At 61.0% G+C, this 16,459-nt stretch carries 15 protein-coding genes; 12 read left to right on the forward strand and 3 right to left on the reverse strand.

From position 1 onward, the window contains the following. Positions 1-4 precede the first annotated feature (4 nt). The 3 genes from dapD to map form a co-directional block, all read right to left on the reverse strand. Complete coding sequence (dapD, locus tag E4T66_RS07550; RefSeq protein WP_136848685.1) at positions 5-820, reverse strand: 2,3,4,5-tetrahydropyridine-2,6-dicarboxylate N-succinyltransferase; 816 nt, start codon at positions 818-820, stop codon at positions 5-7. Positions 821-899: 79 nt separating this feature from the next. After that, positions 900-3,578, reverse strand: a complete 2,679-nt coding sequence (glnD, locus tag E4T66_RS07555; protein ID WP_136848319.1) for a [protein-PII] uridylyltransferase — start codon at positions 3,576-3,578, stop codon at positions 900-902. Between the two features lie 60 nt (positions 3,579-3,638). Continuing rightward, positions 3,639-4,403 (reverse strand): type I methionyl aminopeptidase, encoded by a 765-nt coding sequence (map, locus tag E4T66_RS07560; protein WP_136848321.1) that lies wholly within the window; start codon positions 4,401-4,403, stop codon positions 3,639-3,641. 222 nt (positions 4,404-4,625) lie between these two features. Here map and rpsB point away from each other — a divergent pair, with 222 nt between their 5' ends. From rpsB to fabZ, 12 genes are all read left to right on the forward strand, one after another. Beyond that, a complete protein-coding gene (rpsB, locus tag E4T66_RS07565; protein ID WP_136848323.1) occupies positions 4,626-5,447 on the forward strand; it encodes a 30S ribosomal protein S2 in 822 nt (273 codons plus the stop codon). 3 nt (positions 5,448-5,450) lie between these two features. Continuing rightward, positions 5,451-6,356: a translation elongation factor Ts gene (tsf, locus tag E4T66_RS07570; RefSeq protein ID WP_136848324.1), complete on the forward strand. Its 906-nt coding sequence runs from the start codon at positions 5,451-5,453 to the stop codon at positions 6,354-6,356. A gap of 79 nt (positions 6,357-6,435) precedes the next feature. Continuing rightward, positions 6,436-7,164, forward strand: a complete 729-nt coding sequence (gene pyrH / locus E4T66_RS07575; RefSeq protein WP_136848326.1) for a UMP kinase — start codon at positions 6,436-6,438, stop codon at positions 7,162-7,164. 39 nt (positions 7,165-7,203) lie between these two features. Beyond that, positions 7,204-7,761 (forward strand): ribosome recycling factor, encoded by a 558-nt coding sequence (gene frr / locus E4T66_RS07580; protein ID WP_136848328.1) that lies wholly within the window; start codon positions 7,204-7,206, stop codon positions 7,759-7,761. An 18-nt stretch (positions 7,762-7,779) separates the two neighbouring features. After that, positions 7,780-8,499: a polyprenyl diphosphate synthase gene (uppS, locus tag E4T66_RS07585; RefSeq protein ID WP_136848330.1), complete on the forward strand. Its 720-nt coding sequence runs from the start codon at positions 7,780-7,782 to the stop codon at positions 8,497-8,499. A 22-nt stretch (positions 8,500-8,521) separates the two neighbouring features. Continuing rightward, positions 8,522-9,352: a phosphatidate cytidylyltransferase gene (locus E4T66_RS07590; RefSeq protein ID WP_136848332.1), complete on the forward strand. Its 831-nt coding sequence runs from the start codon at positions 8,522-8,524 to the stop codon at positions 9,350-9,352. Then, positions 9,353-10,534, forward strand: a complete 1,182-nt coding sequence (gene dxr / locus E4T66_RS07595) for a 1-deoxy-D-xylulose-5-phosphate reductoisomerase (RefSeq protein ID WP_136848334.1) — start codon at positions 9,353-9,355, stop codon at positions 10,532-10,534. Then, positions 10,527-11,882, forward strand: coding sequence for an RIP metalloprotease RseP (gene rseP, locus E4T66_RS07600; RefSeq protein WP_136848336.1), 1,356 nt, complete (start codon positions 10,527-10,529; stop codon positions 11,880-11,882). Before dxr ends, rseP begins: the two co-directional genes overlap by 8 nt. An 82-nt stretch (positions 11,883-11,964) precedes the next feature. Further along, positions 11,965-14,214: an outer membrane protein assembly factor BamA gene (gene bamA / locus E4T66_RS07605; RefSeq protein ID WP_248679517.1), complete on the forward strand. Its 2,250-nt coding sequence runs from the start codon at positions 11,965-11,967 to the stop codon at positions 14,212-14,214. Between the two features lie 55 nt (positions 14,215-14,269). Then, positions 14,270-14,782: an OmpH/Skp family outer membrane protein gene (locus E4T66_RS07610; protein WP_136848338.1), complete on the forward strand. Its 513-nt coding sequence runs from the start codon at positions 14,270-14,272 to the stop codon at positions 14,780-14,782. A 151-nt stretch (positions 14,783-14,933) separates the two neighbouring features. Further along, on the forward strand, positions 14,934-16,010 hold the full coding sequence (gene lpxD, locus E4T66_RS07615; protein WP_136848340.1) for a UDP-3-O-(3-hydroxymyristoyl)glucosamine N-acyltransferase: 1,077 nt from the start codon (positions 14,934-14,936) through the stop codon (positions 16,008-16,010). After that, positions 16,003-16,449: a 3-hydroxyacyl-ACP dehydratase FabZ gene (gene fabZ / locus E4T66_RS07620; protein ID WP_136848341.1), complete on the forward strand. Its 447-nt coding sequence runs from the start codon at positions 16,003-16,005 to the stop codon at positions 16,447-16,449. The genes lpxD and fabZ overlap by 8 nt, the downstream gene beginning before the upstream one ends. The last annotated feature ends 10 nt before the right edge of the window (positions 16,450-16,459 follow it).

A 16,459-nucleotide genomic window follows, 5' to 3' on the forward strand; every position in this document is an offset into this window, starting at 1 on the left:
GTGTTCAGAGATCACGCAACAGCGCGTTGATGCCGACCTTGTTGCGTGTCTTTTCGTCGACGCGCTTGACGATGACTGCGCAGTTCAGGTTGTAGCGACCGCCGTCCTTGGGTAGCGATCCGGCGACAACGACAGCGCCGGCCGGGACACGGCCGTAGCTGATCTCACTGGTTTCGCGATCATAGATCGGTGTGCTCTGACCGATGAAGACGCCCATCGAAATGACCGCGCCATGCTCGACAATGACGCCCTCGACGATTTCCGAGCGTGCACCGATGAAGCAGTTGTCTTCGATGATTGTCGGGTTGGCCTGCAGTGGTTCCAGTACGCCGCCGATGCCGACACCGCCGGACAGGTGGCAGTTGGCGCCGATCTGTGCGCAGGAGCCGACCGTGGCCCAGGTGTCCACCATCGTGCCACTGCCAACCCAGGCGCCAATGTTGACGTAGGACGGCATCAGGATTGCCCCCGGCGCGATATAACTGCCGATGCGCACTGCGGCCGGAGGCACCACACGCGCACCCTGCTGGGCGAAGTGTTCGGCGGTCCAGCCATCGAACTTCAGCGGCACCTTGTCGTATCCGCTGAGCGCGCCCATTTCGATCGGTGCATTGTCGTGAAGGCGGAAGTACAGCAGGACCGCCTTTTTCAGCCACTGGTTGACCTGCCAGCCGTCCGCAGTGGGTTCGGCGACACGGGCCTGACCCTGGTCGAGCAGGGCAATCGCCTGGGTTACCGCAGCGTGAACAGCGCTGTCGCTCTTGTTGAGCGTGTCGCGATTGTCCCATGCGGATTCGATCTGCTGCTTCAGAAGTTCAATGCTCATCGTGCTGGTTTTCTATAGGGGTCAATTTTGGGGATCGGCGGCAGCCGTCGTGTGAACGGGGGCTCGCACCGGCTTACTTGAGTTCGTGCCGATCCAGTGTGCGCACCAGAACTTCACGCAGCTCGTCGAGTGTGCGTTCGTCCTTGATCGGGCGATGCATGCGATCGGTGATGTAGAACACGTCTTCGGCACGTTCGCCGATGGTGGCGACCTTGGCGGCATTCAGCAGGATGCCGCGTTTCTGGAATACGCGACCGATCAGTGACAACAGGCCGGGCTGATCGGCGGCGACCAGTTCCAGCGTCGTGCGGTTGCGTGCCTCGTCCTGACCGAAGTACACCTGCGTTGGCGTGTCGAAATGCTTCAGGCGCTGTGACGTGCGGCGATTGACGTCGATTGTCGACATCTCGGGGTCGCTGAGCACCCGGCGCAAAGAATCGCGAATTTCGTCCTGGCGCATCTGCGAGTCCAGCGGCGTGTTGTCGCTTTCCAGCACGATGTAGGAATCCAGTACGAAGCCGTCGTCGGTCGTGTGCAGGCGGGCGTCCAGAATGTTGAGGCCCAGGCGTGCGAGTACACCGGTGGTCAGGCCGAACAGATGGTCGCGGTCGCGGGTGTAGACAAACACGGCGGTGCCGCGCCCCGCGACGGTCTGCACCATGACCAGCGGCAGATCGGCCTCCTGCACACGGGCAATTGCCGGCAGCTGCCAGGCCAACTCTTCAGGCGAGTGACGCAGGAAGTAGTCGTGGTCGAAGCGGGCCCAGACGCTCTCGGCGGTATCCGGGTCGATGTGCTGCTCTGCGAGGAGTCCCAGTGCGATCTGGCGGGTGTCGGCAGCGCGTTCGGTTTCCAGCGTGGCCTGGTCCACCACGCCTTCGAGTAGGCGCGCGCTCTGACGATACAGATCCTTGAGGAGCGATTCGCGCCAGGAGTTCCACAATGCCGGATTGGTGCCGCGAATGTCCGCGCAGGTGAGCAGAAAGATATAGTCGAGCCGGATACGGCTGCCGACGCGCTCCGCAAATGCGGCAACCACGCTGGCGTCGCTGATGTCCTGCTTCTGCGCGGTCAGCGACATCAGCAGGTGATCCCGTACCAGCCATGCGACCAAGGCGGCGTCGGCGTGCGACAGGCCGTGAACAAGGCAGAACTGCTCGGCCTCTGCGCTGCCGATTTCCGAGTGATCGCCGTCTCGGCCCTTACCAATGTCGTGCCACAACGCGGCCAGGTAAAGCAGCTCCGGTTTGGGCACGCGATCCATGATCTTGCTGCAGTACGGCAGTTCGTCACGGAAGCGCTGCATCGCGAAGCGTCGCGCGTTGCGCAGTACGTACAGGATGTGCTCGTCCACAGTCAGCGTGTGGAACAGGTCATACTGCATCAGGCCGACGATACGGCCGAACTCCGGCAAATACCGACCGAGCACGCCATAACGATTCATGCGACGCAGGTTGCGGGTCAGGCCGCGTCCCTCGCGGAACATTTCCATGAACAAGGCGCGTGAGCGGACGGAGTTGCGGACCTCATCGGTCATCAGCTTGCCGTCGCGCAGCACCATGCGCAGCGTCTGTGCGCGGATGCCATCGATTTTCGGGTTCTGCTGCAGCAGCAGGAACAGTTCAAGCAACGCCCAGGGCTGGCGCCGGAACACCTCGTCGTCGCGAGCTTCAAGATAACCGTTGCGGACCTGGAAGCGCGGATTCAGCGTGAGCGGCTCACCGGCGATCGGATGCACGATGGCTTCTTCAAACAGCTGCAGCAGCATATCGTTCAGGCACGACAGCGATTTGATCGTGCGGTAGTACAGCTGCATGAACTGCTCGACCGCCTTGTTCGAGCTGCTGTCGACGTAGCCAAACAGCTGTGCGACCTTGATCTGACTGTCGAACAGCAGGCGATCTTCACGTCGGCCGGTAATCATGTGCAGTGCGAAACGCACGCGCCACAGGAAATCCTGACCGGCGAAGAGTTCGTCGCATTCCTGCTTGGTCAGAAAGCCGTGTTCACGCAGTTCGCCCAGCGTTTGCGCGCCGAAATGACGTTTGGCCACCCAGCCGATGGTGTGGATGTCGCGAAGGCCTCCGGGGCTTTCCTTGACGTTCGGCTCGAGCTTGTAGCCAGTGTCGTCGTACTTGCGATAGCGCGCCGACTGCTCAGCCTTCTTGGCTTCAAAGAAGTCCTGGATCGACCAGATGCGATCCGGAGTCAGCGCCTGCTGCATTTGCTCGAACAGACTTTCATCGCCAATCAGGATCCGCGCTTCGAGCAGATTGGTGATGACGGTGATGTCCTTGGCCGCTTCGCTGACGCATTCGTCGACGGTGCGCACGCTCTGGCCGACTTCCAGGCCGATGTCCCAGTTGAACGCGGTGAGCGCTTCCAGGGACTTGCGGTGAAGCTCCAGCGCGCCGTCGGCGTGCAGCAGCAGGATGTCGATGTCCGAATGCGGCAGCAGCTCGCCGCGCCCATAGCCGCCGACAGCGACCAGTGTCAGGCCTTCGGTCACTTCCGGAAGAAATTTCTGCCAGGCCGCGCGCAGGACTTCGTCCACCAGATGGGTTCGTGCATGAACCAGGGAGTCTGCCGGCACGCCGTCATCGAACAGGCCATACAGACGGTCGCGGCCCCACTGCAGGGTCTCGCGAAAGGTGCTGATCGCGTAACCGCCATTGGCCAGGCGAGAGCGAATGCGATGCGCGCTGAAAATCGAGGCGGCTTCGTCGTCGCCCAGGTCGAGTTCAGCGCCCATGGCGATCGTGCCTCGGTGACAGGCATTGAGCCGTCTGCAGTTGCAAAGTCATGAAAAGCTTCACAGTTGGCCGTTGCGCAGGGTCAGAACTTCGTGGCCTTCCGGGGTCACCAGAATCGTGTGTTCCCACTGGGCCGAAAGGGAGTGGTCCTTGGTGACGACGGTCCAGCCGTCTGGCAGCAGTCGCACATCGGGTTTTCCAGCGTTGATCATCGGCTCGATGGTGAACGTCATGCCGGCCTGCAACTCGATGCCGGTTCCGGGGCGCCCATAGTGCAGCACCTGTGGATCTTCGTGGAAAACCTTGCCGATGCCATGGCCGCAGTACTCACGGACGACTGAAAAGCCGCGTTGTTCGGCGTGGCGCTGGATGACGTGGCCGATATCGCCCAGACGCACTCCCGGAGCGACCAGTTTGATGCCTTCGATCATCGCTTCGTGCGTGGTTTCCGTCAGGCGTCGGGCCAGGACGCTCGGCTCGCCGATATAGAACATGCGGCTGGTGTCGCCGTGGTAGCCGTCCTTGATGACCGTGATGTCGATGTTGATGACGTCACCTTTCTTCAGCATCTTGGCGCCCGGAATGCCGTGGCAGACCACATGGTTGACCGAGGTGCAGATCGACTTGGGGAAGCCCTTGTAATTCAGCGGTGCAGGAATGCAACCCTGTGTCTGCACAATATATTCGTGGCACAGGCGGTTGAGTTCTTCGGTCGAAACCCCGGGCTTTACATGCGGTTCGATCATCACCAGCACATCGGCGGCGGCGGCGCCGGCGGCGCGCATCTTGTCCTGCTCTTCGGGGGTCTTGATGGAAATCGTCATTCGCTGCGCCTGAAGGCCTCGTGGGCCGTTCTCGGGGTGGTTGGGAATCCGCGGCTGCGCATTGTGCGGCGACGGGAAACTCGTTGTTTTCAAAGGGGCGCTATGGTATAAAGCGCGCCCTTCAAAGGCAATGCGGAAACGTATTTGCCGTTGAAAATCCATCCGCGCCCGACTTGGGTGAGCCACCTGGGCGCGGTTAGCTCTAACCCAAGGAGATGCACCATGGCGGAAGTTACTATGCGCCAGTTGCTGGAAGCGGGCGTCCATTTCGGACACCGCACCCGCTACTGGAACCCGAAGATGGACCAGTTCATTTTCGGCGAGCGCAATCGCATTCACATCATCAATCTGGAACAGACGCTTCCGATGCTGAAGGACGCTTGCTCCTTCGCCGGTAAGCTCGCGGCCAGCGGTGGCCGCGTCCTGTTCGTCGGCACCAAGCGCGCAGCGCGTGAGACCGTCGAGGACGAAGCCCGTCGCGCCGGCATGCCGTTCGTCAACCAGCGTTGGTTGGGCGGCACCCTGACCAACTTCAAGACGGTCAAGGGTTCGATCAAGCGCCTGATCGAAATGGAAAAGCAGGTCGAGGACGGTTCGATCAACCGCCTGACCAAGAAGGAACAGCTGACGTTCCAGCGCGAGCTGGAGAAGCTTTCCCGTTCGCTCGGCGGCATCAAGGACATGCCGAGCCTGCCGGACTGCCTGTTCGTGATCGACACGGGCTACGAAAAGAACGCCGTGGCCGAAGCGCGCAAGCTGGGTATCCCGGTGATCGCGGTGGTCGATTCCAACAATGATCCGGCACCGGTCGATTTCGTCATTCCGGGCAACGACGACGCTACTCGTGCCATTCGTGTCTATGCGCAGTGCCTGGCGGACGCGATCATCGAAGGCCGTGGCAGCAATACCGTGGGTCGCTCGGAAGAGTTCGTCGAAGTGTCCGACGAGCCGTCGTCGCGTCGTCCGCGTGGTCCGGCTCGTAAGGGCGGCGACGCCAAACCCGGGCGCGCGCCTCAGGCCGCTGCCGAAAAGACGGAGGAGTAATCGATGGCGCAGATTTCCGCAGCCCTGGTCAAGGAACTTCGCGAGCGCACCGGTGCGGGTATCGGTGACTGCAAGAAGGCACTGGAAGCGACCGAGGGCAATCTCGATGCGGCCGCTGAAAAGCTGCGCATGGATGGTGCGGCCAAGGCTGACAAGAAGGCCGGCCGTACTGCAGCTGAAGGCATTCTGGCCATCGCCGAGGACGGTTCTGCGGTTGCGATCGTCGAGCTGAACAGCGAAACCGACTTTGTTGCCAAGGCGGGCGAGTTCCGTGATCTGGCCAAGCGTGCGGCAGAAGTGGCGCTGAAGCATCGTCCGGCAAGCGTCGAAGCGCTGGTTGCGATCGAAGACGGCGGCGAGTCGCTGGATACCCAGCGCCGTACCCTGATTGCCCGTATTGGCGAGAACATGGCGATTCGCCGGTTCGAGGTTGTCGAGAAGTCGGGTGGTCCGTTGGTGACCTACATGCATCCGGGCGACAAGACCGGTGTGATCGTGGCCATGGAGTCGGGTGACGAGGCTTTGGCTCGTGATCTGGCGATGCACATTGCGGCGATGAGCCCGATCTATCTGGACGTTGCTTCGATCCCGGCCGAGATGATCGAGGCCGAGCGTCGCGTGATCGAAGCCCAGGTTGCGGAGCAGGCTGAGGGCAAGCCGGCTGAAATCGTCGCCAAGATGGTGGACGGCAAGCTGCGCAAGTTCGCCGCCGAAATCACGCTGCTGGGTCAGCCGTTTGTGCGTAATGACGCCTACGGCATGAAGTCTGATGATGCGATTGCCAAGGTGCTCGAGAAGACCGGATCCAAGGTTGCGCGTTTCGTGCGCTTCTCGGTGGGCGAGGGCATTGAAAAGCAGAAGACGGATTTTGCAGCAGAAGTGATGGCGCAGGCGGGCATCAAGGCCTGATTGGCGTTAGAATCCGCTGCCACGAGGTTCGAGGCCCCGTTCTTCGGGGCCTTTTTGCAGGTAACGTTAATAAAATCAGATGCCTATGACCGCCAAGCCCGCCTATCAGAGAATCCTGCTAAAGCTCTCCGGTGAGGCCTTGATGGGCAGCGGCGAGTTCGGCATTTCGCCCGAAGTGATGAGCGGGCTGGCGCACGAAATCAAGGCGGTGATCGATTCCGGCGTTCAGGTCGCGCTGGTCGTGGGCGGCGGCAATATCTTTCGCGGCGAAGGGTTGGCGCGGGCCGGCATGGACCGCGTCACCGGCGATCACATGGGCATGTTGGCGACCGTGATCAACGCCTTGGCGCTGCAGGATGCGATTGAGCGCGTCGGCCTGCCGGTCCGGGTGCAGTCCGCCTTGCGGATTAACCAGGTCTGCGAGGACTACATCCGCCGTCGCGCCGTGCGTCACCTGGAAAAAGGCCGTGTCGTCATCTTTTCGGCCGGCACCGGAAATCCCTTTTTCACCACCGACTCGGCAGCGGCGTTGCGCGCCGTGGAGATCAATGCCGACTTGCTGCTGAAGGCGACCAAGGTCGACGGCATCTATACCGCTGATCCCAAAAAGCATCCGGATGCGGTCAAGTACCAGGAACTGACCTACGACGAAGCCTTGTCCAAGCGCCTTGGCGTCATGGATCAGACTGCGATGGTCCTGTGTCGCGACCATGGGATCAAACTCTGTGTTTACGACATGGACCGTGCCGGGGCGCTGCAAGCCATTATTAATGGCGACGACACGATTGGAACTCGCGTTTACGCCTGAGCGCCGGGTTGATCCGGCGACCGTTTTTCGGAGATCACGATGTTGAATCAAATCAAGAACGAGACATCTGCTCGCATGCAGAAGTCGGTCGATTCGTTGAAGACCGAACTGATGAAGCTGCGGACCGGGCGTGCCAATGCATCGTTGCTGGATCACGTCAAAGTCGATTATTACGGCTCCGAAGTGCCGATTTCTCAGGCCGCTTCGGTCACTGTGGAAGATGCGCGCACGATCATCATCACACCCTGGGACAAGGCGCTGGTCGGGGCGATCGAAAAGGCGATCATGACCTCTGACCTGGGGTTGACGCCGAACACCGCTGGAACAACGATTCGGATCGTCATCCCGCCATTGACCGAGGAGCGCCGCCGCGACCTGACCAAGGTCGTTCGCACCGAGGCCGAAGCGGCACGCGTTGCCGTGCGTAATGTGCGCCGTGACGCCAACCAGTCGATCAAGGATAGCGAAAAGAAGAAGGAAATCAGCGAAGACGACGTCAAACGCGGCGAGGCCGAGATCCAGAAGCTGACCGATCAGTTCGTCGCGAAAATCGACGAAGTTGCGGCCGTGAAGGAAAAAGAGCTGTTGTCGATGTAATGCTGCACAGGCTCGTTCATGTCCCATCAAGTCCCTGAGTTGACCGACACGCGGGTGCCGCGGCATGTCGCCATCATCATGGATGGCAACGGCCGCTGGGCGGTTGCACGCGGAAAACCGCGCTCGATGGGCCATCGAGCGGGCGTGCGTGCGGTGCGCAAGGTGATTCGAGCGGCGGCGGAGGCGGGTGTCGAAGTACTCACCCTGTTTGCGTTCTCACAGGAAAACTGGAACCGCCCCGATCTGGAGGTCAGGCTGCTGATCGAGCTGTTCAAGGCGACGTTGAAACGCGAGGCGAAGTCGCTCGACAAGAATGACATCCGGATGCGGTTCATTGGCGATCACCGTGACTTTCCGGCTGAACTTCGCGAGCAGATGAAAAGCGCAGAGGCGCAGACCGCCAGCAATGCCGGGATGACCCTGGTGGTCGCGGTGGGCTACGGCGGGCAATGGGATATCGTGCAGGCTGCCCAGCGTCTGGCTGCGGAAGGGCGAGACATCAATGCGGACTCACTGGCCGACGCGCTGGATACACGCGGTCTGCCGGACCCCGAGCTGCTGATTCGTACCGGGGGCGAAAGCCGGATCAGCAACTTTCTGTTGTGGCAGCTGGCCTATACCGAGTTGTATTTCACTCCGCAGCTATGGCCGGATTTTGACGGCACCGCGTTGATGCAGGCGCTGGACTGGTATGCGGGACGACAACGTCGCTTCGGACGCGTGCCGGAAGCTGCATGACCGCCATGGGGGAGACTAGGCGATGCTGATCCAGCGGGTGATTACCGCATTGGTGCTACTGCCGGGCGTGCTGGCGCTGGTCTGGTTTGCGCCGACCCAGGTGTTGTATGCGGTTTTTGCCGGTGCGGGTCTGTTGATTGCCTGGGAATGGGCGGCACTGATGCGCTGGACCGAGCCTGCACGACGTTGGAGCTATGTCGCCATTGTTGGTGCGATGCTGCTTGCCGTAGGGGTCGTCAGTCAGGTTCCACAGAGTCTGAGCCTGCTGAATGTGCTGACGGGCTTGGCTGTGCTGTGGTGGCTGGTGGTTCCGACGATATTTCCCGGATTTCCGGGCAACCTGCAACGCAATCCTCCTTCGGCGCTGGCGCTCGGCATGCTGGGCGTGGTCTTGATCGCGTCGACGGTGAGTGCCCTCGCGCAGCTGCATGCGATGCACAACGGGCCACTGCGCCTGCTGTTTGTACTGTTCCTCGTGTTCGCAGCGGACACCGGTGCCTTTCTGGCGGGACGCAGCCTGGGGCGGCACAAGCTGGCGCCCGGTATTTCTCCTGGCAAGACAGTCGAAGGCGCCATCGGCGGCGTCGTGTTGTGTGCGCTGTGGGCGTTGACCGCCGGGGTCTATGTGTTCGAAGTCGTTGGCGCCCAGGTACTGGTCCTGGTCGGGCTTTCAATCGTCGTAGCGCTGGCATCGATTGTCGGCGATCTGACCGAATCGATGTTCAAGCGCATGGTTGGAATCAAGGACAGCGGAACACTGCTGCCGGGTCACGGCGGCATTCTGGATCGGGTCGACAGCATCCTGGCGGCGGCGCCGGTGATGTTGTGCGGTCTGTATCTGACGGGCCTGTAAGTGCAGGGTCTGGTCATTCTGGGAGCGACCGGCACGATCGGGCGCAACACGCTGGATATCGTGCGTCGTCATCCAGAGCGCATTCGGGTTTTGGCGCTGAGCGCCAATCGCGATGTCGAAGCGATGGTGGGTTTGTGTCGCGAGTTTCGACCGCGGATTGCCGCGATGGCGGACTTCGCAGCGGCGGAGCAGCTGAAAAACCGGCTCCGTGAGCTTGATTTGAGCGTTGAGGTCCTGGGCGGTCCTGACGCCGCCACAACCGTTGCGGCGCTACCGGACGCCGATCAGGTGATGTCGGCGATCGTGGGGGCGGTTGGATTGCTGCCGACCCTGGCTGCGGTGCGTGCCGGCAAGCGTGTGCTGATTGCGAACAAGGAACCGCTGGTCATGGCGGGAGCCCTGGTGCTTGAAGAGGCGCAGCGCGCGGGAGCGCTGTTGCTCCCGATCGATTCCGAGCACAACGCCATCTTTCAATGTCTGCCGGCAGGGAGCCAGTGTGGAACGCCACCGCGTGGCGTACGCCGGTTAACCTTGACCGCTTCCGGCGGACCGTTCCGGCAGACGCCGCTGGACCAGCTGTCGTCGGTCACGCCTGCCCAGGCTGTGCGTCACCCGAATTGGGTGATGGGGCAGAAAATTTCTGTTGACTCGGCCACGATGATGAACAAGGGCCTGGAGTTGATTGAGGCGGCGGTCCTCTACGGCGTGTCGTCATCGCAAATCGATGTCGTCATCCATCCGCAGAGCGCGATTCATTCGATCGTCGAATATGTCGACGGCTCAATGCTGGCTCAGATCGGCCAGTCCGACATGCGCGTTCCAATTGCCCATGCGCTGGCGTGGCCCGAGCGCTGGACGTCTGGGGTTGATCCGCTTGACCTGCCGGCGCTCGGCCGCTTCGACTTCGAAGCGCCTGACCTGCGTCGCTTTCCGTGCCTGGTTTTGGCGCGCGCGGCGCTGGAGTCCGGCGGAATTGCGCCGCTGGCATTGAACGCAGCGAACGAAATCGCTGTCCAAGCGTTTCTGGACGGGCAGCTGCCCTATTTGGGGATTGCGGAGTTGATCGAACACACGATGTCCAAGGTTCACGGCGAAGCGCTGGGCCAAGGCCGGGCGCTGGATGAAATTCTGCACGCGGACGCGCGTGTCAGGGCGATCGCACAGGAGACACTGCATGCCTGATCTTGCATGGTCTGTGGGCGGATTCGTCATCGCCATCGCGGTACTCGTGGCGTTCCATGAGTTCGGTCACTACTGGGTTGCGCGCCGCTGCGGCGTCAAAGTGCTGCGCTTTTCGATTGGATTTGGCCGGCCGTTGTGGACGCATCGCAGTCGTGATGGCGTCGAATGGGTGATTGCAGCGGTGCCGCTGGGCGGCTACGTCAAGATGCTCGACGAACGCGAGCAGGCCGTCGCCCCAGGTGACCGACTGTTGGCGTTTAACAACGCGACGGTGGGGCGGCGCATGGCGATCGTTGCTGCGGGTCCCTTGTTCAATTTCGGCTTGGCCATTCTGTTGTACTGGGCCGTCTACGTCGTCGGCATTCAGGGCTATCGGCCGGTGCTGACGCAGCCACTCGCGCAGAGCGCTGCGGCGCAGGCTGGTCTGCAGCAGATGGACGAGGTTGTGGCTGTCGACGGCGACCCCGTTCAGACCTGGACGCAATTGCGCACCGAGCTGATCGGCCGAGCACTTGATCGAGGCCTGCTGCACCTGACGGTCAAGGCGCCGGATGGTCAGATGCGTGAGGCCGTTGTCGATCTGGACAGCGTGCGGGTCGACCCGGAATTTCTGTTTGATGATCTTGGGCTGAATCCGTACCAGCCACCAATTCCGGCGGTGCTGGCACAAATCGTTGCGGGCGAAGCGGCCGACAAGGCCGGTTTCCAGGTAGGCGACGAATTACTGAGTGTCAACGACCAACCGATCGAGTCATGGCAGCAGTGGGCCGACTGGGTCAAGGCGCATCCGGGCGAAGTGGCGCAGGTGCGAATCAAGCGCGACGGTGCGGAGCAGACCCGCACGACGATCATCGGTCATCTCGGCAGCGAAGGTCATGTCTACGGCCGATTTGGCGCCAGCGTAGCGAACCCGGGGGACTTGTGGCAGGATTTGCGCGCCGTCGACCGTCTCGGGGTGTTCGAGGCGGTGCCGGAGGCTGTTGCGCAGACTTGGCGCATATCATCTCTGACGCTGCGCATGCTTGGGCGGATGGTGACCGGAGACGTGTCGGTGCGCAACGTCAGTGGTCCAATCCAGATCGCGCAAGCTGCAGGGTTCTCGGCGCAGGGTGGGTTGGTTTCATTCCTGAGCTTCATGGCGATCGTCAGTATCAGCCTGGGCGTGTTGAATCTGCTGCCCGTGCCCGTGCTGGACGGAGGACATTTGTTGTACTACGCGGTTGAGGCAGTCAAGGGCTCACCTGTTTCCGAACGAACACAGGAAGCGGGTCAACGCTTGGGGCTTACGCTGCTGGCATTGCTGATGGGGCTGGCGTTCTACAACGATATTGTGCGCCTGTTGAATTGATCACACTCTAGAAGTCGACGAAGCGGTGACAAGAAAAATCAAATTCTCAAGGACCGCTATTGCCTGCGCTGCGGCCGCGCTTGTGCTGACGGCACAGGCTTATGCATTCGATCCGTTCACCATTACCGAGATCAAGGCCGAAGGTCTGCAGCGTCTCGAAATCGGAACGGTCCTGACCTATCTGCCGCTTGCGGTCGGTGACGAGGCCAATACGGCGACGACGCGGCAGGCGATCCGATCGCTGTATGCATCAGGTTTGTTTCAGGATGTAAAGGTCGAGCGCGATGGCAGTGCGTTGATCGTTCATCTGAAGGAACGCCCTGCAATTTCGAGTTTCAAGATCGAAGGCAACGACAAGGTTGGCGGTGACGAGCTGGACGAGTCGCTGAAGAACCTGGGACTTGCCGACGGCGAGCTGTTCCGTCGCGACCTGCTCGATCAGGTCGAGCAGGAACTGCGCCGACAGTACTATTCAAACGGCTACTACGATGTCGCGATCGACTCGAAGGTCACCGAGGAGCCGAACAATCGGGTCAGTCTCAATATCAAAGTGACCGAGGGTCGGGTCACCAAGATCACTGACATCAACATTCTCGGCAATACGGTTTTCAACGATCAGGAGCTGATTGATCAGTTCGAGCTGCGTTCGACCAACTGGATGCCATTTCAGCGTAGTGACCGCTACTCCAAGCAGAAGCTGGTCGGCGATCTGGAGAAGCTGCAGTCCTACTATCAGGACCGCGGTTATCTGAAGTTCAACGTCGATTCGGTTCAGGTCGCACTGACGCCGGACAAGGAGTCAATTTACGTCACCGTCAACGTCACTGAAGGGGATGTCTACACGGTCAAGGATCATCGCTTCTCGGGCGAAACGATCTTGAACGATGCGTTTCTGGAAGCACTGACGACAACGCGGTCCGGCGAGCGCTTCTCGCGCAAGGAAGCGACCGCGACGGCGGATCGCATCGAAGCTGCGCTGTCCGATGTCGGCTATGCCTTTGCCGAAGTGACGCCGTTGCCGGAGCTCGACGAAGACGGCAAGCAGGTCAGCATCAATTACTTCATCAAGCCGGGCAAGCGCGCCTACGTGCGCCGGATCAATTTCGTTGGAAACACTGGCACCAACGACGAGACTCTGCGTCGCGAAATGCGCCAGCTCGAAGCGGCGCCGTTTTCGAAATCGGCCGTCGAACGTTCGCGCGTGCGTCTGGCACGCCTGCCATTCATCGAAGAGGCTGAAGTCGATACGCGGCCGGTGCCCGGATCCGACGACCTGGTGGACGTGCAGTTCAAGGTCAAGGAACGTCCGCCGGGTTCGGTGCAGTTCGGTGTCGGCTATTCCGGTGCGCAGGGATTCCTGATCACTGGGCAGGTCACCCATACCAATTTCCTCGGGTCGGGCAATCGAATCAACGCCTCGGTCGAGAACAACACGGTTACGCGCAGCATCAATCTGGGCTGGACCGATCCGTACTTCACCGAAGACGGCATCAGTCAGACGGTCTCGCTGTCGTACCGCGAATCCGAATCGGTGATCCGTTATTCGTCGGGCTTCAACTCCAACATTCTGGGCGCCAACCTGATCTACGGCATTCCGCTGTCGGAATACGTGGCGCTGCGCGCTGGTGTGGGTGTCGAAGAAGTGGCGCTGGAAACGTTCCCGGCGAGCACTTCCGACGAGGTGCTGGATTTTGTCGTGCGTAACGGCACGCGTTTCGCGACCTATCAGATCCGGACAGGCATCAGCTATGACTCGCGCAACCGCACGTTCTTCGCGACACGTGGCGCCTCGCACTCGCTGAACGCGGACATCGCGATTCCGGGCAGCGATATCGAGTACTTCAATCTGAGCTACCGCAGTCAGGCCTACATCCCGTTGCCGTTCAAGTTCACCGCCGAGCTGACCGGGTCGGTCGGTTACGTCGACGGCTATGGCAGTGACAGCGATGTGCCACCGTATGAGAATTTCTTCGCGGGTGGTCCGCGCACCGTGCGCGGTTTCCGCGACGGCTCGTTGGGTCCGCTGGACACGCCGTTCGGCAATCCCTATGGCGGCAAACTGCGGACTACGGCGCAGGCCGAGCTGATCATTCCGCTACCGATCGAGAGCGACGGCAAGTCGACCCGGATGTCGGCGTTCTTCGATATCGGCAACGTCTTTGCCGAGCCTGGCGATTTCGCAGCCGGCGATTTGCGCCAATCGGCCGGTCTGGCATTCTCTTGGTTTACGCCGTTCCTGGGGCTGCTGGACCTGAGTTATGCGTACCCGCTGAACAGTGTCGCGAGCGATCGTACCGACCGCTTCCAGATCACCTTCGGTTCGGGCTTCTAGTCCCGAGCCTGCAGGTTGCTGCTTGACCAATAACTAAATTGAGACGAGAGAGACGATGACGATGTTGAAGACCTATCTGGCTACTGCTGCAATCGCTGCTGCTGCTGTATTTGCGACCCCGTCGTTTGCACAGACCGACAAGATCGCAACGATTCGTTCCAACGAACTGGTGCAGGCGTCGCCGCAATTCAAGGCAGGCCAGGAAAAGATGAAGCAGGAGTTCGAGCGTCGCGCGAACGATCTGCAGGCCGAAGCCAAGAAGCTGGGCGAGGATATCGAGTCCTTCAAGAAGGAAGCAGAACTGCTCTCGGCGTCCGATCGCGCGAAGAAAGAGAAGGATCTCAACACGCGCAAGATCGACTTCGAATACAAGAGCCGCCAGTTCCAGGAAGAGCGCAGCAATCGCGAGCGTGAGCTGTTCGCTGACATGATGGCCAAGATCAAGACGGTGATCGAGCAGGTAGCCAAAGAACGCGATCTGATGGTGGTGATCGAGAATCCGGTCTACACCGTGCCGAGCATCGACATCACGGCTGAAGTGCTGAAGCGCCTGCAGGCAACCAAGTAATCGGAGCGCGCGACCCGCTAGGGTCGTGCGGCGCCAGGGGCCGGGATTGGCTATGCTGAACCCGGCCTTTTTGTTGGTGTTCAGCGACGTCGGTGAACGCCCGGATTTTTGAGCCCCGGACGCCGGACTTCGATGTCGCCAGGGAGGAAACATGACCCGTTTCAGTCTGCGGGAACTGTCTGAGCGCTTTGATCTTGGCGTGCACGGCGATGCCGCCGAACAGGTCGATGGCGTCTGTACGCTGGAACCCGGTGTTCCCGGGAAACTGGGGTTTCTGTCCAATCCGAAGTTGCGCGGGCAACTGGCACAGACCCGGGCGACTGCGGTGATCGTCACCGAAAAAGATGTCGTGGCTTTGAACGGCAGCGGCCTGATCGCGCGTGATCCGTATCTGGCATATGCGCGCATCGCCGCCTTGTTTGATCCTGACCGCCACTTTGAGGCGGGGATCCATCCCAGCGCTACTGTGGATCCGACGGCGCGGGTGGCAGAGGGGTGCTGGGTCGGCCCCAACGCGGTCATCGAAGCGGGTGCGCAGATCGGTGCTGGCAGTTTCATCGGCCCCGGATGCGTCATTGCTCGAGACGTGCGCATCGGTGAGAGCTGCCGTCTGGTGGCGCAGGTTTACCTCGGGCCACGGGTCAGCCTTGGGGCGCGGTGCGAACTGCATCCGGGTAGCGTTGTTGGTGGGCGTGGTTTCGGTAACGCGCGCGGCCCAGAAGGCTGGGAGGCGGTTCCGCAGCTGGGCAGCGTCCGCGTCGGCAACGATGTCGAAATCGGTGCCAACACCTGTATTGATCGCGGTGCGCTGGACGATACCGTCATCGAAGACGGCGTGCGTCTCGACAATCTGATCCAGATTGCACACAACTGCCATATTGGTGCGCACACGGCAATTGCCGCTTGCACCGGCATCGCCGGCAGCGCGCGGGTCGGTCGCCGCTGTATGATCGCAGGCGGTGTAGGAATTGCCGGGCATATCGAGATTGCCGATGACGTTGTCATCCTCGGATTTGCGATGGTGACCGGCTCGGTGGCTCAGAAGGGTGTTTATGGTTCGGGCTTGCCGCTGGACGAAGCGCGGGAGTGGCGCAAGACCGTGGCGCGCCTGCGGCGTCTGGAGCGCACCGAGCAGCGGTTGAGAGTGCTGGAGCGTCGTGTCGAAGGTGGCCCGGAGGGCGCAACCGGCACGGGGAGTCAATCAGGGGAACCCATAAACGATGTTTGATATTCGCGACATTCTCAAGATGCTGCCGCATCGCTATCCGTTTCTGTTGATCGATCGCGTGATCGCGATGGATCTCGAAGCGGGGCGTCTGACGGCGCTGAAGAACGTCACCTACAACGAGCCTTTTTTTCCGGGGCATTTCCCCGGCTTGCCGACGATGCCGGGCGTGATCATTCTCGAAGCGATGGCGCAGGCCAGCGGCATCCTCGCGGTGCAGAAATCCGGCTTGCGTGCTGACACAGGGCTGATTCTCTATTTCGCGGGTATTGACGGAGCGCGCTTCAAGCGTCCGGTGGTACCGGGCGATCAACTGCATTTCGAAGTCGAACTGGACAAGCAGAAGCGCGACCTGTGGAAGTTCAAGGTCAACGCGATGGTCGGTGCCGAGCTGGCCTGCTGCGCAGAGTTGATGTGCGTGCTCAAGCAGATTGCGGACTGAGGTTGCGTTC

The organism is Sinimarinibacterium arenosum (genome assembly GCF_005047655.1).
Classification (GTDB): domain Bacteria; phylum Pseudomonadota; class Gammaproteobacteria; order Nevskiales; family Nevskiaceae; genus Solimonas.